General features: G+C 45.4%; 21 protein-coding genes, 1 tRNA gene and 1 pseudogene. 16 read left to right on the top strand and 7 right to left on the bottom strand.

Going from position 1 to position 23,671, the window contains the following annotated elements:
- Positions 1-6: 6 nt before the first annotated feature.
- The gene (locus KD145_RS09270; protein WP_249219777.1) at positions 7-858 is read left to right on the top strand and encodes a hydroxymethylglutaryl-CoA lyase; all 852 of its coding nucleotides are present in this window, start codon (positions 7-9) and stop codon (positions 856-858) included.
- A 3-nt stretch (positions 859-861) separates the two neighbouring features.
- Positions 862-1,839, top strand: a complete 978-nt coding sequence (locus KD145_RS09265) for a GSCFA domain-containing protein (RefSeq protein ID WP_212005612.1) — start codon at positions 862-864, stop codon at positions 1,837-1,839.
- 72 nt (positions 1,840-1,911) lie between these two features.
- Here the strand turns inward: KD145_RS09265 and KD145_RS09260 are convergent, their stop codons facing one another.
- Entirely contained in the window at positions 1,912-3,369 is a 1,458-nt protein-coding gene (locus KD145_RS09260; RefSeq protein WP_212005611.1) for an MFS transporter, read from the bottom strand.
- A 152-nt stretch (positions 3,370-3,521) separates the two neighbouring features.
- Between KD145_RS09260 and KD145_RS09255 the strand changes: the two genes are divergently transcribed.
- Complete coding sequence (locus KD145_RS09255; RefSeq protein ID WP_212005610.1) at positions 3,522-5,795, top strand: patatin-like phospholipase family protein; 2,274 nt, start codon at positions 3,522-3,524, stop codon at positions 5,793-5,795.
- Between the two features lie 72 nt (positions 5,796-5,867).
- Here KD145_RS09255 and KD145_RS09250 read toward each other — a convergent pair whose 3' ends face one another.
- The gene (locus tag KD145_RS09250) at positions 5,868-6,464 is read right to left on the bottom strand and encodes a tRNA-(ms[2]io[6]A)-hydroxylase (protein ID WP_113618154.1); all 597 of its coding nucleotides are present in this window, start codon (positions 6,462-6,464) and stop codon (positions 5,868-5,870) included.
- 81 nt (positions 6,465-6,545) lie between these two features.
- Between KD145_RS09250 and KD145_RS09245 the strand changes: the two genes are divergently transcribed.
- The 6 genes and pseudogenes from KD145_RS09245 (at position 6,546) to KD145_RS09225 (ending at position 13,565) form a co-directional block, all read left to right on the top strand.
- Positions 6,546-7,661: a pyridoxal phosphate-dependent aminotransferase family protein gene (locus KD145_RS09245; RefSeq protein WP_212005609.1), complete on the top strand. Its 1,116-nt coding sequence runs from the start codon at positions 6,546-6,548 to the stop codon at positions 7,659-7,661.
- 57 nt (positions 7,662-7,718) lie between these two features.
- Positions 7,719-10,145, top strand: coding sequence for a penicillin acylase family protein (locus KD145_RS09240; RefSeq protein ID WP_212005608.1), 2,427 nt, complete (start codon positions 7,719-7,721; stop codon positions 10,143-10,145).
- Positions 10,146-10,224: 79 nt separating this feature from the next.
- A tRNA-Lys gene (locus tag KD145_RS09235) sits at positions 10,225-10,297 on the top strand.
- A 432-nt stretch (positions 10,298-10,729) separates the two neighbouring features.
- Positions 10,730-10,987 (top strand): annotated as a pseudogene (locus KD145_RS32250) (IS3 family transposase); the annotation flags it as partial.
- A 132-nt stretch (positions 10,988-11,119) separates the two neighbouring features.
- Positions 11,120-12,961 carry a M57 family metalloprotease gene (locus tag KD145_RS09230; RefSeq protein WP_212005607.1) on the top strand — a complete coding sequence of 614 codons (1,842 nt, stop codon included), beginning with the start codon at positions 11,120-11,122 and terminating at the stop codon, positions 12,959-12,961.
- Between the two features lie 421 nt (positions 12,962-13,382).
- Complete coding sequence (locus KD145_RS09225; RefSeq protein WP_212005606.1) at positions 13,383-13,565, top strand: hypothetical protein; 183 nt, start codon at positions 13,383-13,385, stop codon at positions 13,563-13,565.
- On the opposite strand, the gene KD145_RS09220 is transcribed toward KD145_RS09225, so the two are convergent.
- Positions 13,556-13,921: a nuclear transport factor 2 family protein gene (locus KD145_RS09220; protein ID WP_212005605.1), complete on the bottom strand. Its 366-nt coding sequence runs from the start codon at positions 13,919-13,921 to the stop codon at positions 13,556-13,558. The two genes, KD145_RS09225 and KD145_RS09220, sit on opposite strands and share 10 nt — an antisense overlap.
- Before the next feature lie 141 nt (positions 13,922-14,062).
- Between KD145_RS09220 and KD145_RS09215 the strand changes: the two genes are divergently transcribed.
- The 4 genes from KD145_RS09215 (at position 14,063) to KD145_RS09200 (ending at position 16,915) form a co-directional block, all read left to right on the top strand.
- Positions 14,063-14,701: a hypothetical protein gene (locus tag KD145_RS09215; protein ID WP_212005604.1), complete on the top strand. Its 639-nt coding sequence runs from the start codon at positions 14,063-14,065 to the stop codon at positions 14,699-14,701.
- A gap of 518 nt (positions 14,702-15,219) precedes the next feature.
- Positions 15,220-15,465: an RNA polymerase sigma factor gene (locus KD145_RS09210; RefSeq protein WP_212005603.1), complete on the top strand. Its 246-nt coding sequence runs from the start codon at positions 15,220-15,222 to the stop codon at positions 15,463-15,465.
- A 71-nt stretch (positions 15,466-15,536) separates the two neighbouring features.
- Positions 15,537-16,310, top strand: coding sequence for a TlpA disulfide reductase family protein (locus KD145_RS09205; protein WP_212005602.1), 774 nt, complete (start codon positions 15,537-15,539; stop codon positions 16,308-16,310).
- A 221-nt stretch (positions 16,311-16,531) separates the two neighbouring features.
- The gene (locus KD145_RS09200) at positions 16,532-16,915 is read left to right on the top strand and encodes an NUDIX domain-containing protein (protein WP_212005601.1); all 384 of its coding nucleotides are present in this window, start codon (positions 16,532-16,534) and stop codon (positions 16,913-16,915) included.
- A 28-nt stretch (positions 16,916-16,943) separates the two neighbouring features.
- Here KD145_RS09200 and KD145_RS09195 read toward each other — a convergent pair whose 3' ends face one another.
- Entirely contained in the window at positions 16,944-18,140 is a 1,197-nt protein-coding gene (locus tag KD145_RS09195) for an IS256 family transposase (RefSeq protein WP_212005600.1), read from the bottom strand.
- A gap of 305 nt (positions 18,141-18,445) precedes the next feature.
- Here KD145_RS09195 and KD145_RS09190 point away from each other — a divergent pair, with 305 nt between their 5' ends.
- On the top strand, positions 18,446-19,198 hold the full coding sequence (locus KD145_RS09190) for an acyl-CoA desaturase (RefSeq protein ID WP_212005599.1): 753 nt from the start codon (positions 18,446-18,448) through the stop codon (positions 19,196-19,198).
- A gap of 132 nt (positions 19,199-19,330) precedes the next feature.
- Here KD145_RS09190 and KD145_RS09185 read toward each other — a convergent pair whose 3' ends face one another.
- Positions 19,331-19,786, bottom strand: a complete 456-nt coding sequence (locus KD145_RS09185) for a cold shock domain-containing protein (RefSeq protein WP_212005598.1) — start codon at positions 19,784-19,786, stop codon at positions 19,331-19,333.
- A 260-nt stretch (positions 19,787-20,046) separates the two neighbouring features.
- Complete coding sequence (locus KD145_RS09180; RefSeq protein WP_212005597.1) at positions 20,047-20,322, bottom strand: RNA-binding protein; 276 nt, start codon at positions 20,320-20,322, stop codon at positions 20,047-20,049.
- A gap of 284 nt (positions 20,323-20,606) precedes the next feature.
- Here KD145_RS09180 and KD145_RS09175 point away from each other — a divergent pair, with 284 nt between their 5' ends.
- Positions 20,607-21,146, top strand: coding sequence for a prolyl-tRNA synthetase associated domain-containing protein (locus tag KD145_RS09175; protein WP_212005596.1), 540 nt, complete (start codon positions 20,607-20,609; stop codon positions 21,144-21,146).
- Positions 21,147-21,388: 242 nt separating this feature from the next.
- Entirely contained in the window at positions 21,389-23,128 is a 1,740-nt protein-coding gene (locus KD145_RS09170; RefSeq protein WP_212005595.1) for a tetratricopeptide repeat protein, read from the top strand.
- Positions 23,129-23,229: 101 nt separating this feature from the next.
- On the opposite strand, the gene KD145_RS09165 is transcribed toward KD145_RS09170, so the two are convergent.
- Positions 23,230-23,661: a hypothetical protein gene (locus KD145_RS09165; RefSeq protein ID WP_212005594.1), complete on the bottom strand. Its 432-nt coding sequence runs from the start codon at positions 23,659-23,661 to the stop codon at positions 23,230-23,232.
- Positions 23,662-23,671: the final 10 nt, after the last annotated feature.

Genomic DNA, 23,671 nt, shown 5'->3' with positions numbered 1-23,671 from the left:
TTTTTTATGCTGAAACTAATCGAATGTCCGCGTGATGCCATGCAGGGCTGGCACCGGATGATCAGCACGGCAGAGAAGGTGGAGTATCTGCAGGCCTTGCTGAAGGTAGGTTTTGATACCCTGGACTTTGGCAGTTTTGTATCTCCCAAAGCCATTCCGCAACTGGCAGATACCAAAGAAGTGCTGGCACAGCTGGACCTGTCGGCCACCCGTAGCAAACTGCTGGCTATTGTAGCCAATGTACGGGGTGCTGAAGAAGCCGTTGTATATGACGAAATCAACTATCTGGGCTTCCCTTTCTCCGTGTCCGAAACCTTTCAGCTGAGAAACACGAATAAAACCATTGCCGAATCACTGGAGCAGGTGCAGACCATGCAGGAGCTGTGTATCAAAAACAGCAAAGAGCTGGTAGTGTATATCTCCATGGGTTTTGGCAACCCTTACGATGATCCCTACAGCCCTGAGATCGTGCTGCGCTGGGTGGATGAACTGGTGAAGATGGACATTACCACCATCTCACTGGCCGATACTGTAGGTGTGGCCAGTCCGGACATTATCTCCAGCCTGTTCAAACACCTGATACCGGCTTATCCCGGCGTAGAGATCGGTGCGCATTTTCATTCTGCCCCGCATAACTGGGAAGAGAAAGTGCAGGCTGCCTGGGACCAGGGTTGTCGCCGGTTCGATAGTGCCATCAAAGGCATCGGAGGATGTCCTATGGCCAAAGATGAACTGGTAGGCAATCTGGCTACCGAAAATATGATCTGGTTCTGTCAGCAGCGTCAGGAGCCGCTTACCCTCGATATGACCGCCCTGCGCACGGCACAGCAGCTGGCTGACGTGGTTTTTAAAGACTAAGACATGCAATTCCATCTGAACTTCCCGGTAGATGCGATCGAACCGGGTATTCATTACAGCGACAAAATATTGCTCATGGGCTCCTGTTTTGCGGAAGAAATAGGCGCCAAACTGCATGAGCACCGGTTTAACACCCTCATCAATCCTCATGGTATCCTCTTCAATCCGTTGAGCCTTACCAGGGCGATCACGTCTTATCTCGACGGAAAAATCTATACAAAAGATGATCTCTTCCAGCATCAGGATACCTGGCATAGCTGGGACCATCACAGCCGTTTCTCCGGCCTTACGCCCGAAGCAACACTGGAACAGATCAATACTGCCCAGCAGGAGGCTATCCGGAACATCGAACAGGCCGACTGGTTGATACTCACACTGGGATCGGCCCATGCCTATTTCCTGAAAGAAGGTAATCAGCTGGTAGGCAACTGCCATAAAGTGCCGGCAGCCAGTTTTCACAAACGCCTGCTCACCGTGGAAGAGGTGGTGTCTGCCCTCGATAATGTGATGCACCGGCTGTTTTTCCGTAACAAAAAACTAAATATACTCTTCACCGTTAGTCCGGTGCGGTATATACGCGATGGCGTGGTGGAAAACAATCTGAGCAAAGCTGTATTGCTACAGGCGGTACATCATATGGTCAATAAGTTTGCCCGGCTCTGGTATTTTCCGGCGTATGAACTGGTGATCGACGACCTGCGCGATTATCGTTTTTATAAAGATGATATGGTGCATCCTAATGAAACAGCTGTCAACTATGTATGGGAGCATGTGGTGAAAGCGGCCGTACATGGCAGCAGCCAGCCACTGCTGCATACCATCGCAGAAGTGAACAGGGCCGCACAACACCGGCCGCTTAACCCGGAAAGCAGTCAGCATCAGCAGTTTCTGCGCACCTATGCAGACAAGGTAAAACAACTGATGCAGGCACATCCTCACCTGTACTGGGAAGACCTCCTGCATCATTTTGGAAATTTGTGATTTTTTGATTTAGAAATTTTGGCGGAACCACGTTCGCTGCATTTCAAATCCCTAAATCAAGAAATCAAAAAATCATAAATCATTTCCTTTGTTGTCCTTGATATATATCAGGCCAATCAGGAAACAGATAACGGCCACGGCTATAGGATAAATGAGTCCTGCCAGGTGATTGCCGGTATTGGTGACCATGATGGTGGAGATGGTAGGCAGCAGTCCGCCGAATACGCCGTTGCCGATATGATACGGCAGCGACATGGACGTATACCGTATTCTGGTAGGGAACATCTCTACCAGGAAAGCGGCGATGGGCGCATATACCATCGTCACAAACACCACCTGTATAAATATCAGGAACACCAGTATGGCCATATTCTTTTTGCTGACCGTTAACTCCAATTTGCCTTCACTTTGCCTGAGAATACTACCGTCAGTATAACTATGCACGCGGGTAGTGTGCGGTACAAACTGCCCGGATTCACTTTTAGACTGAGTACTTTCTATTTTAAACAGTTCCGTTTGTTCCGTTTTTTGTTTTATATCCCCGATCGTATCCATGGCTTTATAGATGGGAAAGTAGGCCAGTGCGGCCACCAGCATGCCGGCGAGCATGATCTTTTTACGGCCGATACGGTCAGACAGCCAGCCAAAATAGATAAACAGCGGTGTACCCAGTAACAGTGCGATGGCAATGATAATATTGGACTGTACAAACTCGATGTTCATCGTCTTCTGCAAAAAGGAAAGTGCATAAAACTGGCCGGTATACCATACCACGCCCTGGCCCATGGCTGCGCCAAAGAGCGCAATGAGCACCAGTTTCAGGTTTTCCTTGTTGCCAAAACTTTCCTTGATGGGATTGGCGGAAGTTTTCCCTTCTTTTTTCATTTGTACAAACAGCGGTGATTCCTGCAGTCGTTTCCGGATGTAATAAGACATGATCACCAGGAAAACGGAGAGCAGGAAAGGAATACGCCAGCCGTAGTTGTTGAAGTCTTCCGTGGTCATCACTGAGCGGGTGATGAGGATGACTCCCAGAGATACGAACAGCCCCAGTGTAGCGGTGGTCTGAATAAAACTGGTGTAATATCCGCGGCGGTCATTGGGCGAATGTTCTGCTACATAGGTGGCTGCGCCGCCGTATTCACCGCCAAGGGCGAGGCCCTGTAACAAGCGTAATATTAATACCAGCATGGGTGCCAGTACACCGATGGTATGATAACTGGGTATCAGGCCGATGGCGAAGGTGGAACCACCCATGATAAGCAGGGTAAGTAGGAAAGTGTATTTCCGGCCTACCAGGTCGCCCAGACGGCCAAATACGATGGCACCGAAAGGTCTAACGATAAATCCTACTGCAAAAGTGGCCAGGGTAGCAATGTAGGCCAGCTCTGGGTTGCTGGGTGGGAAAAATTTTTCAGAGATAATAGCCGACAGGCTGCCGAAAATGTAGAAGTCGTACCATTCTATCAGTGTGCCTGCCGAGGAGGCCATAATGACCTGCCAGATGTTTTTGGTTCCGGATTGTTGCATTTCGAGATTTTTTAAGCGATTGGGCTTTTGGGTTATTAACATTGAAGCGAAAAAGATAGGGAATAATTATTACAGGTGCAAGTCCTGCTGCCGGATTCCTGAAAGGAATAAAGCCTTATCTTTAAGTAAGTAGCCCAATTAATAAAGAAAAGATGAATCAAGGACCGTTATCGTATTTCAGCAGACTTATTTTTGTATTGATACTTAGCCAGTTTATTTTCCCACCTGGTTTACAGGCACAGCATGCCGGTACTGTCAGGCCGAAAATAGGGCTTACCCTTAGTGGTGGCGGCGCCAAAGGCCTGGCCCATATCGGTATCCTCGAAGCGATCGATAGTGCAGGCCTCCGGATAGATTATCTAACGGGCACGAGTATGGGAAGTATCGTTGGGGCGCTGTATGCGATGGGCTATTCAGCAGACAGTATAGAAGCAGTGGCCCGCAGGCTCGACTGGAACAGTCTTTTCACCAACCAACCGGTACTCACGGATGTTTCCTACGAAGAAAAAAACGAATACAACAAATACATTATCGAGATCCCCTTTGAATATGGCAAGCCCAAACTGGCTTCTGGCGTGATCTCCGGCGAAGCGCTGTGGCTGGAGCTGGCCCGGTTAAGCTGGCCCGTAAAAGATAAAAAAGATTTCTCTCAGTTTAATATCCCCTTTAAATGTATTGCCACCGATGTGGCTACGGGCCAGATCGTTACGCTCGACAGCGGTGAAATTGTTACGAGTATGCGTGCCAGTATGGCCATCCCTTCTATTTTCACTGCCGTGAAAATAGGTGACCGCAAACTAGTGGACGGTGGCGTGGTACGTAACTTCCCTGTTATCACCGCTAAGGAAATGGGCGCCGACATCGTCATCGGATCTAATGTAAGTGGAGGTCTCCGTAAAGCGGATCAACTGGTAACGCCCTTCGATATCCTTTACCAGCTGGGGTTTTATAAAGATGCTATCGACTTCGAAAAGGCCCGTAAACAATGTGATATCTACATCCCGATCCATAAAGAGCTGGAAAACTATTCAGCAGCGGCTTTCGGCAGTGTGGACTCCATCATAGAAATCGGGAAGCGCAAGGGGCGGGAGATGTACCCGGTATTCAAACAGCTGGCTGATTCGCTCAATGCACTGCAGCCCGAAGGCCCGTTTGTGGCCAGCCGTTTGCCTTTTGCCGCTGATGTTGAATTGAGCAGTATCCATGTGTCGGGGCTGGTACATTCCGATGAAAAGTTTTTTTTACAAAGGCTGCATATCAAACCTGACGGCTGTTATTCCAGTGCTCAGCTGCGTGAAGCCATCCGCCGGGTATATGGCACCCGCTTTTATAAACTGATCACCTACAACCTGCAGCCCGAAGGATATGGTAAGTTTAGGATGGATATCACAGCAGAAGAGAATCCGCTGACCTATGTTAAGTTTGCGCTCAACTATAATACGCTCACAGGGGCCAGCGCTATCCTCAACCTTACCCAGCGCAATTTTATCATACCCAATTCCCGTTCATTCGTGAGCGTGGCCATCAGCGAAAACCCGCGGCTGGCAGCGCAATACTTTAAATACCTGGGACGCAGCCGCAGCTTTGGATTTGGTTTGGGAGCCTATTATGAAAATACAGGGCTTACCTTCTATAATGAAGATCTCAGCAAAATGCAGCCCTTTCGCAACAAATACGCTAACGTAGATATTAACCTGCAGTACTCGCTGGGTAGCACGATGGCTTTCGGTGCCGGTTCCCGCTGGGAATATATCAAGTATAAACCCCAGTTCTCGCCGTTTGTGGAGGTAAGAGGCAGCACCAATCAGCTCAATACATACGCTTTCTTTGGTGTTAATTCCCTCAACCAGAAAGTCTATCCTACCAAAGGGTTTCTGTTGAACATAGAAGGAGGGTATATCTATAATCAGCATTCAGGCATCAACGTTAGTAACGATGGGGTACCACTGGACCTGGATAGTGCCGGTATCCGTTTTAATGATTATCAGCGGCTGCTGGTGACCGCAAAGTATTATATCCCTGTAGGGCATAAATCGGCTCTTGAATTTGATGCTAACCTGGGATGGAATTTCAACTATAATGAATCGGTAGTCAGTGGTTTTGTGGTGGGTGGTATGAATAATGTAATCCGCAATCAGATACCGCTGATTGGGTTGTTTGAGGGAGAAGTTATTTCTCCTAAAGTGGCGGCGGTGCAGACGGCCTGGCAGTATGAAGTGATAAGAAATATTTATGCGATGCCCAGAGTAGGGGTGGCCCTTTATGGAAGGGATGTACTGGATAAGGGAGATAAATACAAGATGCTGAGCGGCTATGGGTTGGGAGCGGGGTATAGCAGCCGGCTGGGACCTATAGAGGCAACGATGATGTATAGTGATCAGTCGGGGAAACTGAAGTTTTATGTGAACATGGGATTTAACTTTTGAATTACGATTTTCTTATTTTTTTATTTTGGGATTTCGCTTTCTTAAATCCCAAAATAAAAAAATAAAAAAATATTAATGCATCCGGTCACCGCGGACTTCAATGTTTTTCAGTATTTCAGCTTCCATCTTCAGCCATTCTTCCCATCTTTTGCGGACCTTTTCTTCCGGGAAGTATTCGTTGGCCAGATCGATGAACAGGCGGTAGTGTCCTGCTTCGGAGATCATAAAGCGGCGGTAGAACTCGCGCAGGTATTCATCTTCGAGTCCTTCGCTGAGCAGACGGAAACGTTCGCAGCTGCGGGCTTCTATGAGGGCGAAGATCAGTAGCGCGTCGAGAAAGGCATCATCGGCATGTCCGCCTTTGCTGCGGTTGTCCATGAGTGCGTTTACATACTCATCTTTTCGTTGTTTGCCCAGCTGCAGTCCTCTTTTTTTCAGTTCGGCGAGTACTTGTCTGAAGTGTCCCCATTCTTCCGTAACGATAGGTGCCAGTTCCTGTACCAGCCTTTCTCTTTCAGGATTGCGCTGGATGAGGGATATAGCGGAGGAGGCGGCTTTTTGCTCACAGTAGGCATGGTCCGTTAGGATGTCCTGCAGTGAGATCGCTGCGAGGTTGACCCAACGGGGATCAGTAGGTAATTTTAATCCGAGTATGGATACTTTACTCATGTTTTAACTTTCAGGTATTGGTTATTTTTGTCGTGCGAAGATAGTATTGAATCAGTTAAATTGCTAAAAGCTCATTCGTTTATGCACAGAAGTCCAGAACCCTTTTTGCTGCAACCATTGCGGCAGCGGCGGGAACAGCATGCTTTCCGGGAGTTGCGTTTGCAGGGCAACCTCATTGATTTTTGTTCCAATGATTATCTGGGACTGGCGCGTAGCGCGGCTTTACAGGAGAAGGTCCATGTGCTCATGCAGGAGCGTCCGGCTGCGCATGGCAGTACCGGTTCCCGTTTGCTGGCCGGCAATTATCAATGGATCAACGATGTAGAGGCAGACCTGGCCGCTTTTCACCAGGCTGATGCCGCTTTGATATATAATTCCGGTTATGATGCCAACCTGGGACTTTTCTCCTGTGTGCCTCAGAAAGGGGACACCGTGGTGTATGACCAGCTGGTACATGCTTCTATCCGTGATGGTATGCGCTTGTCACATGCACAGACCTATTCGTTTCGGCATAACGATATGGAAGACCTGCGGAAGAAGATCAACAATGCCAGTGGTAATTGCTTTGTGGCGGTAGAGTCGGTGTATTCCATGGACGGGGATATGGCGCCGCTGGCGGCTATTGTGTCTTTGTGCCAGGAATATGGCGCACATCTGATCGTCGATGAGGCGCATGCCACGGGGGTGGTAGGAGAACGGGGGGCAGGGCTGGTGCAGGCGCTGGGGCTGGAAGATGCCTGTTTTGCCCGTTTGCATACGTTTGGCAAGGCGGTGGGCTGTCATGGTGCGGTAGTGTTGGGCTCATCCACCTTACGTGATTATCTGATCAATTTCTCCCGGTCGCTTATTTATTCCACAGCGTTGCCGCCAACAGCCATTGCCGCCATTCAGGCCGGTTACAGTTTGTTCCCCTATATGGACGATGCGAGGGCGGAACTGTCGGCGCGGATAAAACAGTTTCGTGAGGGCGTAGGTCCGTTGGCGTTACTCCCCAGCGAAACACCGATCCAGGTGGTGATCACCGGAGGCAATGAAAATACCCGTACTATAGCAGCCATGTTACAGTCCGCGGGGCTGGACGTGCGTGCCATCCTGCATCCTACGGTGCCTAAAGGGCAGGAGCGGCTGCGGATTGTCATCCACTGTTTTAATACCGCAGTGGAAATTGAGCTGTTGATAAAAGTCTTATTGCGTTAAGCTCGTTGATACGAAAAATGATGTATTTTACATATACATCCGAGCTACTATTTATTTATGAGAATCATCCCAGCTGTTATAACCGCCGCCGTTACGTTGTCACTCTCCTATGTGTTCAGCACCAAATTTGGCCAGTTACCCCCGATGGGTAAATTATTGAGTCCGCAGACCGGCTTCTGGCAGAATGCCGAAGTGATCGGAGAGCGGCCGCATGAAACGATGGTATTACCCGGTTTGACGGGCAAAGTGGAAGTTTGGTACGATGACCGTGCTGTACCACATATATTTGCAGACAATGAAGCCGACGCGTATTACGTGCAGGGATATGTGACAGCGCGCGATCGCCTCTGGCAGATGGAGTTGCAGGCCTTTGCCTCCGCAGGCCGCCTGTCGGAGATATTGGGCCCTGGATTGATCAGGTATGACAGGGGCAAACGCCGCGACGGAATGATCTATGGTGCAGAAAAAGCTGTCGCCGTGATGGAGTCTGACCCCGCTACACGCACAGCTATCCATTCCTATGCTGATGGTATCAATGCCTTCATTGCACAACTCACCCCCGCTACCTTACCGGTAGAATATAAGATACTGGATTATAAACCTGAAAAATGGGATGTGATCAAATCGGCACTGCTGTTGAAATATATGTCTGCCGACCTGGCGGGCTTCTGCGACGACCTGGAGTTTACCAATGCCCGCCGTCTCTTTTCCATGGCCGATTTTAACCTGTTGTATCCCGACTTTCAGGATACGCTGTACCCTATCATCCCTAAAGGGACTGCTTTTCCGGCTCCTTCCGCTAAAGCAGTAGCTCCTCCTGATAGTGTGCTGGCCATCGATGCTTCCTATATGAAGTTTAAGATGGACAAACCCAATCCGGAAAATGGTAGTAACAACTGGGCTGTGGCCGGCAGCAAAACACGCTCCGGTGCTCCCATCCTCTGCAGTGATCCGCATCTGGGCCTGAGCCTCCCTTCACTTTGGTACGAAATACAGATACATACTCCTGATATGAACGTTTACGGTGCCTCGCTGCCCGGAGCTCCCGGTGTTATCATCGGCTTCAACGATCATATCGCCTGGGGCGTTACCAACGGAGAAGAAGATGTAAAAGACTATTACCGTATGCAGTTCCGCAATGGTAAAAAAGAATATCTGTTCAACGGTACTTATCGTCCTGCTGAGCTGAGAGTGGAAACCATCAAGGTTAGAGGAAGGGCACCCATCTATGATACCGTAGCCTATACGGTTTTCGGACCTGTTGTATTTGACAACACCTGGCCGGAAAAAGCCTCCCATGAGCCTTTCCTTGCTATGCGCTGGAAAGCACTGGACTCTTCCAATGAACTGGTGGCCTTCTATAAACTCAATAAAGCCCGTAATTACGATGATTATGTAGCGGCGCTGCAACACTATACCTGCCCTGCCCAGAACTTCGTATTTGCCGATAAACAAGGTGATATCGGTATCTGGCATAATGGTCAGTTCCCCTTACGCTGGAAAGACCAGGGTAAATGGATTATGCCGGGCAGCGACAGCACCTACGCCTGGCAAGGATATATCCCTCGTGCCGAAGTTCCTCATATCAAAAATCCGGAACGTGGTTTTGTCAGCTCCGCTAATCAGCGTCCTACAGACAATACCTATCCTTATGCCCTGTACGGTGAATTCGATCTTTTCCGCGGAGAACGTATCAACAACCGCCTCGGTGAAATGAACCAGATCACTCCGCAGGACATGATGACGCTGCAGAACGATAGTAAAAACCTGTTTGCCGCCGCCGCCATGCCGCTTATCCGCAAACACTTAGATACGGCAGCGCTCACCGCAGCTGAACAGCCTTACTGGCAACTGCTCTCGCAATGGAACTGCGTAAGCAGCGCCGATAGCAAAGCAGCTACCATCTTCAATAACTTCTGGGAACATCTCTCCGATACTATTTTCCGGGATGAGCTGACGCCTAAAGATTCTTCCGTGCTCGCCTGGCCACAGGCTACCACTGTCCTTCAGATGTTACTCCGCGACAGCGCCGTACATTTCGTGGACAATATCAACACACCACAGAAAGAAACGCTGTCGGGGCTGATGCAGGGCGCGTTTGCTACCAGTATCAAAGAGCTGGCCAAGCTGAACAAAGCCGGCAAACTGGAGCTGGGCAGATCCCGTGGTACAGATATCCGTCACCTCTCCCGCGCCATCCCCGCTTTCAGTGCCATGAACCTGAACACCGGTGGCGGCCGCCATATCGTAAACGCTACACAAAAGACCCATGGCCCTTCCTGGCGCATGGTGGTGCAGCTCTCCGATAAAACAGAAGCCTATGGCATCTATCCCGGCGGACAGAGCGGAAATCCCGGAAGTCCCTACTATGATAATGCCGTCAATGACTGGGTAGCCGGTAATTATTACATGCTCCACGTCTTCGATCAACAGGAAAAAGATGACCCGCTGATCCGCTACAAGGTGGTGTTTACAGGGAAATAGTAAATTTTTTTACAAAAGAATTTGGAAGAAATATAATTATTCCTATCTTTGCACTCCGTTAAACAAACGGGGTGTTAAAGATTCCGTAGCTCAGTTGGTAGAGCAATACACTTTTAATGTATGGGTCCTGGGTTCGAGTCCCAGCGGGATCACAAACAACTTCTAAAACCTGCGCTAGTCGCAGGTTTTGCTTTTTTAGTCGAGCGTTTAGTCAAGTTTAGATTGTATAACCTCTTTTTTCTTCCCGCACTTTATATAGCTTAACAAGCATTTGCTGAGATACGAAATATTCGTGTTAAGGTTTAAAGAAACAGCAAATTAGTTTTAGATACCAGCTCTTCAATTCCGTATATTTATTGAGCATTGTTCCCCTATCAAAATTACTTGATTTGTGTATCAACATTTTTAATGAGCAGGAATCCGGCAAATCAGTAGCCAATATTTGCGGGGATTAAGGCATAAGCCAAGGGGCTTTTTATTAGTGGAAGTTTAAATATTCTGGGCAGTAAGTTAAAAGCTTTAACGCCTGCGGATAAACGTAAGTTGGTAGGATATGTCCGCATCATTAACTGCTTAATCTGAATCACAAATGGAATCATAAGCGGGTTTACCGCGTTTATACAGAGATGGAATTGAATATGAGGTGTAAATATAAAAAACGACTGCCTGCAAGAATAATGGAGTATTTACTGTAGCCTATAAAGCCGAATGTAGCCTGGCCCATGGATTTTATGCATGATACCCTCAGCAGTGGTGTTACATTCAGGTCATTTAATATCATCGATGACTACAACAGAGAAGTACTGAGTATCACAATTGATGCCTGTCTGGACCCCAACAGGCATTGGGATACAAGTCCCCCAATGAACTTTCTTTATCAACATCAGAAACAAACTATTTGATACTTTAGTTAAAACCGATACAGTCTGAGGGAAGCTTTCAACTAATTTTTAACCCGATAAAAAACCGAACGTATGAAAATTCCATTGAAAATCTGCATGAGTGTCCTACTCAGTTCATTTCTATTTCTATCCCTGTTTTTTTATTCCTGTAAAAAAGACGCCGCTCGCGAAGATCCCGGGAGTGAGATTACCACCGATCGGCTCGACCGGATCAAGGCGATGGGCTTCAACACCAATGGTGTAGTGAAGATAGCCGGCGGTTACGTAGTAGAAGGTGATATCTTCCTTCCAGACAAAGACCTCGAAAGCATGCCGCAATCTCCCAAATTGCGTATCGCTAAAACGGAACAGTATAATACCTTTAAATTGATCACCACTGGTGCCTCTCGGGTCATCACTATTTCTGTGACCAACCTGCCCACTGTTTATACTGCGGCGGTTGACGATGCTATTGCACGGTATAATGCTCTGGGGATGAGGCTCTCCTTTATAAGGGTGGGCAGCGGTGGCCAGATCGATATCCAGAACGGCGCGTTGCCTGCGGGGGTACTGGGAAGGTCTGCCGGCTTTCCGGATGGGAGTGGCAACCCTCCAAGTCCAATTGTGCTGAGTGCATCCAATATCGGCAATTCTCCTGATCAGGCATACCTGGCCACCGTCATTGCACATGAAATCGGGCACTGTATCGGGTTCAGACACACGGATTATTTTAACCGCAATTACAGTTGTTACTATTCCAGCCAACCCAATGAAGGTGGTGGTGATATGGGTGCCGTCAACATTCCCGGAACGCCGACTGCTGAAGATCCCAACAGCTGGATGTTGGCTTGTATTGGCAACGGTGTAAACCGCCCGTTCAATGCGAACGATATGATTGCCCTGAACTATTTGTATGGCGCCAATCCCCCTGCCACCATTACTTCTGCACCGTCGGCCAAAGTCGTCCCCGCCAGTGGGGGCAATTTGATCAATATATATGCCATCGGGGCCACCAATAATGTTATTCATAAATGGTATAGCGAAGCCTTCGGATGGTCTACCTGGCAAGACCTTGGTGGCAACATTGCACAGGTTCCCGTTGCTTCTGCCAAAGATCAGAATTCGATCGATCTCTTTACAGTTGGCACCGACAACAAATTGTATTACCGCTGGTGGGATAGATCCGTTTGGAATGGTAACACTGGAGGTTGGCTCCCCTGGAGCGATTTCGGTGGTGCATTCGCGTCCCAGCCAGCCACGCTTTCCAGGGACGCACAAACGGTCGATGTTTTTGCCATCGGCACCGACAATAACCTTTATCAAAAGTGGTCCAGTACTTCACAGGGATGGGCCGCCTGGAGGAACTTCGGCGGTAATCTGAAATACTCGCCCACTGCTGTCAGCAAAGATGTGGGAACGATAGACGTATTTGCCACCGGCCAGGACAATGCACTTTATCATAAGTGGTGGGACATCAACCAGGCGGCTAACGAGGGCTGGTCTGCCTGGGAGAATTTTGGTGGCAGCCTTACCTCCGCCCCGGCTGCTATTGCCAAAGACCGGTGGACGATAGACGTGTTTGCCCGGGGGGCCGCGAATAACCTGTTGCACAAATGGTATAACGTTAACCAGGGATGGTCTGCCTGGGAAGATTTGGGCGGAACAATTTCTACTGCGCCTGTATTGGTGAGCAAGAATGCGCAGAGCATGAATGTTTTCGCCAAAGGGGCCAACAACAATCTGCTACACAAAAGTTATACTGTCTCGCAGGGATGGTCTGCCTGGGAAGATCTCGGGGGATACATTACCTCACAGCCCGCAGCTGTTAGCATAGATGGTCAAACGATTGATGTATTTGCGAAAGGTTCAAGCAATAACCTGGTACACCGTCGGCTTACCAGTTCTGCGTGGTTGGCCTGGGAAATAATTTACTAAGCTGGCGAAAGGCGCATGCAAAAGGGGCTGCCCTGTTCTTGGGGAGAATTAGCGCATTTCGGCCAATTTTCGTAAATCAAACATAAAAAGGTTCGAGTTTTGTCCCAGCGGGATCACAACAAAAAAATCAAAGCATATTAAAGCCGCTTGAATCGTAGGATTTAAGCGGCTTTTCTGTTTGTACCATAGAAAGGTAAACCATATCAAACGAATTTGAAAGGATACAAAAAAGGATACATAAAACAGTTTTAATTTTAGTGTATCCATTTTTCTGGTAGATGCTTATCAGTAAATGGTTTTAGGACTAAGTTACAGTACGAAAGAACTCACATTTTAAGATGATACAAAAACAATTGGGAAGCATCTTACAGAACAGCATCGTAAAAGATGGGTACAGCTGCTAGTGGAAACGGCCGATGAAATGAATCTGCTCGATGATCCTGAATTCCGCTCCGCCTTTGTGGGCTATCTGGAATGGGGCACCCGTATTGCCGTTGTCAACTCCAACGAAACGGAGCTGAAAATGAACGAAGAACAACCCATGCCAAGCTGGGGGATGGGGCGAACCGGGAGGCCCCTATATTCCTTAACCGCCTACCCGTGATACACTCTGGAAGAAGTAATGATGCCGTCTTTTATCTCCAGTACTTCTCCTACCAGCAGATCCTCTTCGTCGGGCACCTGACGGAGATATTCCATAAATACCCGGTCCTGATTGGCGATTAACGTATGCAAGGTATATTGCAGGTGAGGATATCGCTCAAAAGAATCCTGCCACCAGGCACGGAGTGCCTCCTTGCCTTTGATAAGGCCGCCCGTAGCTGGCTGCCGAATTTTCAACTTCGGGCTGTAATGTATCGCATTATCGTGGTACAGGGATAATAATTTTTCCAGGTCATGTTCATTGAAGGCTTCGAACCATTTGTGAGCAATGAATTCCAGTTCGTTTGGTACTGACATATACTACTGTTTGTAAGCAGCAAATATAGGTTAGTTGTCTGGACTCCGCATACGGAAGGAAGTGGAGAAACATGGTAATGGTGTGAGATTTTTCTTTTCTCATTATATTTATGAGAATTATTAATAATTTAAATATTTACAATGAGTTATCCGACAATGGCGAATAGCCCCAAAAGCCAGCTTGAAAGTGTTTTAGGTGGATTATCATTTATGATTATATTTACTATAGGGTGGATGATAATTGGTGAGGTAACACTGTATGGTCGAGATTATTGGCTTATAGGAGTCTTGTTTACCCTGATAGTTTTATTGGGTTTAGTTTTTTATGCAAAGTTTCATTCCACGGCTAAAAAATTACCCGAAGAACCTGTTGTTGTAAATGGCGATGAGAAAACCAAGAGCAAAAGGTTTACTATTATTTTTATAGCCGAGGGTGTTGGAATATTAGTAATGAAAAATGTATTGGCAAATACCGGTCATGATAACTGGTTCATCCCTGGCATTGCATTAATTGTTGGCATACATTTTTTCCCTTTAGCAAAAGTGTTTAATCGTAAGTTTGATTACTTTATGGGGGTATTTGTTTGCATGGTTGCTATAGTAGGATTTGTATTGCTCAGCAAAGGATATCCAACATATGTGACAACACCGGTCATAAGCATCGGGTGTGCATCTGCAACCACGGCCTATGGCATCATGATGATTCTTAAAGGGAATAAAATACTGGCCATGATGGCGCTACCTCCCGGTAAAAACAGTGATACCCTAACTAAGATCTAATAAATCTTTTTGGATCATCATAATGAATTCAATGGTGATTTGTACCAGCGGGATCACCGCCAAGAGTAAAGAGAAATACTCTTAGGTAATTCAAGCCTTGTAGAATCAGATTCTACAAGGCTTTTCTGTTTTTTGTCGTAAAGTTTTGTAAAGAAAAGGTAGGCAGAATAATGAATAAATTATGCTAACCTACACTGTCCTGAAGTGCTTGTCCGTATTGTGTTTGACTAATGTTAAGTGGAGTCAGATAGGTGAAGTTGAAACAAAATTGGAGCTTTTAAAGCTGGAATTGGTTTTGATCTAATTTAGTTTGTAGTCAGGACTGGACCAGTCTCAATTTGAAAGATATGCCGGCAGGTGTTACAACAAAGGTATACGGTCACGTTGTATTTGGTTACCAGGAGTATCGTCATCTGCAGCGAAGGGCTGTGGCGTATTTAAACTTCGAATACCTGCGTTTCAATTATAATCTATAATATTGAAGTTGATTTTAACTAAACTTAAGGGTAGATAACCTTATGACCACTTTTTCAAGCCTCAGTGATATTGAGATGATTGCATTGGTGAAGGCCGATGATGAGCAGGCCTTTGCTGAGCTGTATAAGCGTTATTGGAAAAAGCTGTACCAGACAGCCTATGACATTATTCAGCAGGAACAGGTTGCCCAGGATGTGGTACAGGAAGTCTTTATCAGTTTAAGGAGCAGTCGATTAACTTTTTATACACGAAACGATCCAGAGATCTCTTTCTGCCTTTTCACTTAAAAAATTTCGGAGAACGGAAATTATCGGCCGCTATTCCGGATAATTACTGGAGCCTGGCCAACAATATCACCGTGGATGATCAGTTACTGTCTAATCGGGCGTACCTGGGTTTTATTACGCAGAGCTATCTGGATTTCCTGATGTTACAAGAGCTGAAATCCCTGAAAGCCATAGACAGTACCATGTCCAGAGAGGAGCGAACAGCATTTAAGTATCATGTGATAGAAAAAAACTACACAGGCAGGATCCGTAGTATTACTTTACGTACCCTACTGGAAGGAGGACTTGACAGGAGCAAAGACGTGGAGGTATTTAAACCACTGGTGGACCAATATGTAGCGCAATATGCCACCGCCGAAGATGCTAAGTCGATGTTGGATACTTACAACAGGTTTACCAAAACAAACGTAGGCCGCGTGCCGCCGTTTTTCACCCTCAAGGATGTGAATGGTAGAGATGTGACGCTAAAAGATTTCGCCGGTAAAGTAGTATACATGGATTTCTGGGCCAGCTGGTGCAGTCCCTGCAGATATGAAATGAAAGAAGGTAGCCCTAAATTGCATGCCCGGTTTAAAGACAATAAAGACGTGGTTTTTCTTTATGTAAGTATTGATGATCGGGAAACGCTATGGAAAAAGGCGATTGCAGAAGACAAAATTGAAGGCGTACATGTTTTGTCCACCGGCGGATTTAGAAGTCAGGTAGGCCAGGCATTTAATATTAGTGGTGTTCCGCATTATATTATTATTGGCAGAGATGGAAAAATATTTGATAACAACGCCCCAAGGCCAAGTCAGGACACAACCGTTCAGAAACTGAATGAAGCCTTGAGCAAGGCATATTAAGAGCGAGCTTACAGCAGAACGTGATATCAGTGGAAAGCAGGTATCACGTTTTGTTGTTGATAATATGCTCTTCTCACGAGATATGGGTCTTTTGAAAATATAAATGCATGATTCACTGCAAAGCTCAATATGCGAAAGTAGACCAGTATAAAAATCTGTTTGATGAAAGGTAATTGTTGTTAAATTACAAGGCGTTTTTATTTTACATTAGAAAGAATTATATGAAAATAATTGATAAACTCGCTTGGATAGAAATTAAAAATAAGTCAATATTATCTACAAAATCTCTCGGAAAACAGAAGTATTATATTCCAGGTGGAAAAAGAGAACATGGAGAAAATGATGAACAAGCATTATGTCGCGAAATTTTAGAAGAACTTAGTGTTGAACTTGAAGCGAAAACGCTAAAATTTATAGGAACATTTGAAGCGCAGGCAGACAGTCACCCGGATGGTGTTTATGTGAAAATGACCTGCTACACGGCAAATTACAAAGGAGCGTTAAAAGAATGTTCAGAAATAGAAAATTTCAAATGGTTAAAATATTCCGATAAAGAGAAAATCTCTGAAGTTGATAAATTGGGGACTATTTCAATAAGTGTGTAAACTTAAAAATCGGGGATCAAATTAAAGGTTAGATTCTCACCCTTTTATCAAAAATAGTTAAAAACTGATTTAGGATCATGCCCCAGTTTCTAATGGGCATGGTCCATTTTTTTGACACTTCCCGCAAAGCCAGGTATACAGATTTAAGGACAGCTTCGTCAGTAGGGAAGGATAGCTTGTTTTTGGTATATTTTCTAATTTTACCGTTCAGATTTTCGATGAGATTGGTCGTGTAGATGATCTGTCTGATCTCCATGGGGAAGTCAAAAAAGACAGTGAGGTCTTCCCAGTTTTCGCGCCAGCTTTTGATGGCGTATGCATACTTTGTACTCCATTTAGCATCAAGGGCGTCAAGAGCCGCCATGGCAGCTTGTCTGGTTGGTGCTGCATAAACATCTTTCATGTCCGTAGTAAACTCCTTTTTATCTTTCCAGACTACATAACGGCAGCTGTTGCGTATCTGGTGTACGACACAAACCTGAGTAGCAGACTGTGGGAACACCGATTTGATGGTCTGAGTAAAGCCATTAAGATTATCCGTGGCCGTTATTAGAATATCTTCCAGGCCACGGGCCTTCAGATCTGTAAGTACAGTCATCCAATAGGCAGCTGATTCATTCTTCCCCAGCCACATTCCCAGGACTTCTTTGAGGCCATCCCGCTTTAGGCCCACAGCGATATAGATGGTTTTGTTCACTACTTTGCTGTTCTCCCGTACCTTGAACACAATGCCATCCATCCAGGCGATGAGATAAACTGGTTCTAAAGGCCGGTTTTGCCAGGCGACAATATCTTCGGTCACACGGCTGGTGATGCGGCTGATCGTGGCCGTCGAAACGTCAAATTTATAGGCTTCTCTTATTTGCTCTTCTATGTCAGACACGCTCATCCCCTTGGCATAAAAAGACACTATTATCTCTTCAAGGCCCTGAACCATGCCTTCCCGTTTAGGTACGATCATAGGGTTAAAACTGGCATCACGATCCCTGGGAACTTTTATTTCAGATTCACCATAGCAGGTCTTAATCTTCTTTTTACCGTATCCATTACGGCTATTTTCGCTTTCATTTGGCTCATGCTCATCATAGCCTAAATGGCTATCCAATTCACCTTCCAGCATCTTTTCAATGCCCCGCTTCTGAATCTGGGCCAGGAAATTATTTAGCTGATCTGCTGTTTTAAACTGCTTCAGAAAGTCGTCTGATAAAAAATCTTCTGTCTTCATAAAACTGTATATGCTTTAAAATTAAAAAATCGGAGCGAAACCCCGATTTTTATGATTTACACAGTTTTTGAGATAGTGTCATAAATTGATTTTTGACTTTTTAAAAGATCAAAATTTAATTGACTAGTAAGAGATGGCATGTTCGGTCAGCGAGCATATTTGCCATGGATAACCACCATTTACCATTTTGTTAACAAGTAAAAGACTACTTTTATAACCTTACTCACTGGGTAGCGCTTTATATTTCCATTTATTCTATTGACATATTTGAGATTTATTCCTCGCTTCTTTTAAAAATTTCAAATATGGCCATCTTTATTTTTTTTGCTACCATTTGGTATCTTTCATTGTTCTCTCAGACTTTCTTTCAACATAGATATGCCGCTCATGGCGCGTTTACCATGAGTAAAGGATGGGAAAAGTTTTTCTTTTTATTTACCTATATCACACAAGGCTCATCATATATGAGTCCCAGGGCTTATGCTATTATGCACAGGCTGCACCATGCGCATACAGATACGGAGTTGGATCCGCATTCGCCATCAAATTCGTCCAACATATTTTCGATGATGTGGGGTACAAGAACAGTATATCAGCAGATTCTCCATAATAGAGTGGAAGTGGAGGCACGGTACACCAGGAATCTGCCAAAGTGGATCTGGTTTGACAAGTTTGCCAACAGTAGTCTTTCCAGATTGTTATGGGTTGCAGCTTATGTATTGTTTTTTGTTGTGTTTGCTACAAATCCATATCAGTATTTGTTGTTGCCAATTGTAGTGTCGATGGGTGCATTTCACGGAGCGATAGTTAACTGGTTTGCACACAAATATGGTTATATCAATTTCAAGTTACGAAATACAGCCATGAACCTCTTGTTTGTGGATGTATTGATGCTGGGAGAATCTTATCATAATAATCACCATAAGCATCCATCTTCTGTGAATTTCGGACGGCGTTGGTTTGAGGTGGATCCGGTATATCATATCATCCGGTTATTGTCTTATTTAAAGGTTATCAGGCTGACACATAATCCAAGGAAGGAGATGACTGTTGCCTAAAAACGCAATACGTAAGTCAGTTAACAACATTTATGCGCAGCACTGTAAAAGTAATTCCCGCTGGCTGCAATGTTGTTAACTGGCTTCTGTAGATGTATTTCAATAAAGGCTGCATCTCCAATAATTCCTTTGTCAGGAATTTTTTGTCCTGGAATCAGCCTTTCCTACAGCAATTGCACTGTAACCTCTCGGAGTTTTTTCCCGTATAAAATGTACCTTATCTCTCTCCTTTACAGGCTCTGATATATCGTTGATATGAAAGAATATACTTTCTCTGGATTTGTCATCAGTTATAAATCCAAATCCTTTTGTGGTATTAAAGAAATTAACAACTCCTGTTCTGGTGGTATCTTCCGGAGGCCGGGGAGTAGCGCCAATCCGGATGTCTTTTGAATCTATTTCTGCTCTTTTAGTTTCTTTGGGAGGTACGGAGCTCAGGTTTCCATCTTCATCCACGTAAGCCAGCATATCTTCCAGACTCTTGCCTTTATTATTGTTGGTTTTCCGTTCCATCTTTTTTTGCATCTTGTCTTCTTTCGCTCTGACTTTCTTTTTTCTGTTTTCTTTTTTTGAAAAAGATTCACTCATAATTACTTCGTTTTAGTTAAATCGCATTATTGCGTGATTATTCTCTATCTGGCCACTCAAGCTTCTGTATTCAGAAGCTTTTCTAATGGCAGAGCTGTTATCATTATCATTTCCCATGTGTATCACCATCCCTTTGACATCGATATAATACCAGACTGAACACAATAGAAAAAAGTACAGTTCCTTTTCAGAAACCATACAAGGCAGGATTCCAACACAAATCTCTTATCGGAGATAAAAGATTTATGTAAAATAATGTCTTAATATCTTGTCCTGGGAAAACGATCCCTTTCCGTTTTTGGCCTTGCTTCATTGACAACGATAGTCTGCGCGTCAACGGAAGTGCCGTTCAGATTCCGGATAGCGCGCTCTGCATGAGCGTCATCCGGCATCTCTACGAACCCAAATCCTTTGGAACGGCCGGTGTAATTGTCAATAATTACTTTAACATTTTGTACAATACCAAATGGAGAAAACAGGGCTGTTAACTGTTGCTCAGTTGTCTGGCCACTTAAATTGCCAACAAAAAGGTTCATAAGGGTAAAACTTTAAATATGAAAAATACGGCAGCTGGAAAAGCGAAGACTGAGGAAGAAGAGGAGTTATCCAGACTAAATCAGAAGAAGCCGAGGCAGTAGCCTAATGTGATGGTAATTATATTAAAGATAGGCTTTAAATGGAACAAATGCGGGATTATTTTGAAATTGCTTAAATATTCCGAAGAGTATACATAAACAGGTTAATTAGCTTTTTACTCAAAATGATAATAAATTACAGGCGCTACATGGTAGTAAATTAAATATTGAGAAATAGTATTGATATGTTTTTTGTTAGTGAGATAAAAGAAACCGAGCCATCTGAGTTCAAAACACCATTGCAGCGGATGGTGTATGAAATGTTCAGGGAAAAAGAAGTAAAATATGAAAGGGTAGATACTGATCCTGCGATCACTATGGAAGACTGCGTCAGGATAGATCAAAGACTGAACGTGAAAACGGTAAAAACACTTTTTCTCTGTAATCGTCAGCAAACAAACTTCTATTTAGTAGTTACCACTGCAGAAAAGCCTTTTAAAACAAGTGATCTGAGTGCAGAACTGGAGATTTCCCGTTTGTCCTTTGCGCCTGTGGAATTGCTCAATTCCATACTTGGGACAGATGTTGGTGCTGTTACTGTCTTCAGCCTGATGCTGGATAAGCAATTGAATGTACAGCTGGTGATTGACAGGGATGTTCTTGCGGAGGAATGGTACGGTTGCAGTGATGGCACCACTACCAGCTATCTCAAACTTAGTACTGAATGGGTACTGAACGAATTTATCCCTTTTATTGGCCATGCGCCGAAATTCGTGCAGCTATAGTGTGATGTCCAAACCATAGCCCCAGCTATGCTTCATAGCCGGGGTCATCATCACTCGTATCGCCCAAAATCTTTGCGACACGGTTCTCCATCGGAAATTTGCGTTCATCCGTTAATATTTCATTTTTACAATCAATTTTGTAAATTAGTATGGGCTAAAAACACGCGATACCTATTCTGTAGTAGTACGTTCAAAGTAATGTGGAGCTTATGAAATAGTAATTCAACCAAAATAAGCTTCTAATGAAACCAAACTATCTAACATTTATCTCAATTATCTTCCTCGTTGCATGCCATAACAGCACAAAAACAAGGGGAACACAGGTAACCGGTAAAAAATCACCGGATATTCTCTGCTATACCTCCAGGATAACAGACAAGGACTGGTATACTTCAGGTAAAAAGGCGCCTAAGTTGGAAGGATTAAAAGGTATAAATTTCAGGATTTCAACAAACAACAAGGAGGCGCAGGAATATTTTAACCAGGGAATGATGTTGCTTTATGGCTTTAATCATGCAGAAGCGGCGCGGTCTTTTTACGAAGCCACACGGTTGGATGCTACCTGTGCCATGGCATATTGGGGATATGCTTATGTGCTGGGTCCTAATTACAATGCAGGCATGGAAGAAGATAATTTTCAGCGCGCCTATGAGGCGGCTGTTAAAGCAAAGTCACTATCTGCACCGTGCACTCAAAAGGAAAAGGCACTTATCCATGCACTGGCTTCCCGCTATGAAATGCCTGCTCCATCAGATCGAAAGCCCCTGGATATGGCCTATGCAGCGGCCATGAAGAAAGTATATGGTCAATATCCGACCGACCCTGATATTGGAGCGTTGTATGCTGAGGCAATGATGGATATTCATCCATGGGATTTGTATGAAAAGAAAACAAAGAAGCCCCATGCCTGGACGCCTGAATTGCTTGCGGTGCTGGAACACCTGATCAAAATTAACCCCAGACATCCGGGGGCACATCATTTCTATATTCATGCGCTGGAGGCATCTGCCACTCCTGAAAAAGCACTGGCAAGCGCCCGATTGCTGGATACATTGGTGCCCGGAGCCGGGCATTTGGTTCATATGCCTTCACATATTTATATTAATACCGGCGACTATCATTCAGGCACCCTTTCTAATATACATGCTGTGGAAGTAGACAGTAGTTACACGGTTGCCTGCCATGCGCAGGGGGCGTATCCGCTTGCCTATTATCCGCATAATTATCATTTTCTGGCGGCGCTGGCTACGCTTGAAGGCAATTCTGCGCTGGCATGGAAGGCCGCAAAAAAACTGCAGGAACATACAGCAGCCGATATCATGCGTTTGCCCCGATGGGGCACCTTACAGCATTACTATACTATACCATATTACATTGCGGTGAAATTTGGAATGTGGGATACTATTCTTTCTATCCCTGCGCCGGCAGAAGATCTGGTGTATCCGCAGGCAATCCGGCATTACGCACGGGGTATGGCATTTGTGGGAAAGAACAGGATACCCGACGCACAAAAAGAGCTGGACACCCTGCGGACATTGGCTGCCGACTCTGCACTTCAACACCTTACTGTTTGGGATATAAATACCACGGCTGATTTGGTGCAAATAGCCGTGAAGGTATTGTCTGCCGGAATAGCTGCAAAACAACAACATCCGGATGTCTCCATTTCTTTGCTTAAAGAAGCGGTAGCCATAGAAGACAATCTGAATTATAATGAACCGCCTGACTGGTTTTTTTCTGTCAGGCATTACCTGGGCGCAGCACTCCTGGATGCCGGGAAATACAATGAAGCGGAAAGCGTTTACCGGAAGGATCTGCAAACATGGAAAAAGAACGGATGGGCGTTGATAGGGCTATACCATTCGTTAATCGCTCAGAAAAAAAACGATGAGGCACAAAAAGTAAAGTCGGCATTTGATGAAGCATGGAGATTTGCTGACGTTGAAATTGTATCGTCTTCAAGTATGCATATGACAAACTAAGCGCCTGCTAAAGGTCCTTTGAACTAGCGGTTGCCTCAAATGACTTTTTGAGGCAACCGCTTCAATTTTTGAGAAAAGCGGATGGATCATCCGGGGAATCGCTATCTGCAGGGGCCATTCACATCCATGATGTTTCTGTTAGACAGACTCTCCTCCAGCGCTCTGCGCACCATCCGTTGTACGTACTGTCGTCTTTCATCCGTGGAGGCTGTCGCCAGATTGCCCTGCACAATGATATTGGCAATGGTCGAACTGCCGTTCATGCCATTGATATCTATCTGCCAGGTACGGCCGCCGCCAGCAATAGCTCCCCTTACATCCAGGTATACAGTGCCGAACTCTATCCTGAATGGAGGTAGTCTCCATACATCAGCAAATGTCAGCTGGCCAATGGCATTTTGTGCATCTGCGATATTGCTATTAGATACACTGCCCGGATAATTGAGGATTCCACTCTGAGGAGTGATGGAAATGGGACAATTAGGGTCGCCGGCCATTACATCAGGACCAAGGGGTTGTCTTTGTTCTGTCATAGTGATAGAT

This window comes from Chitinophaga sp. HK235, from assembly GCF_018255755.1.
Taxonomy (GTDB): Bacteria; Bacteroidota; Bacteroidia; order Chitinophagales; family Chitinophagaceae; genus Chitinophaga.
This window is presented reverse-complemented; position numbering and strand designations above follow the sequence as displayed.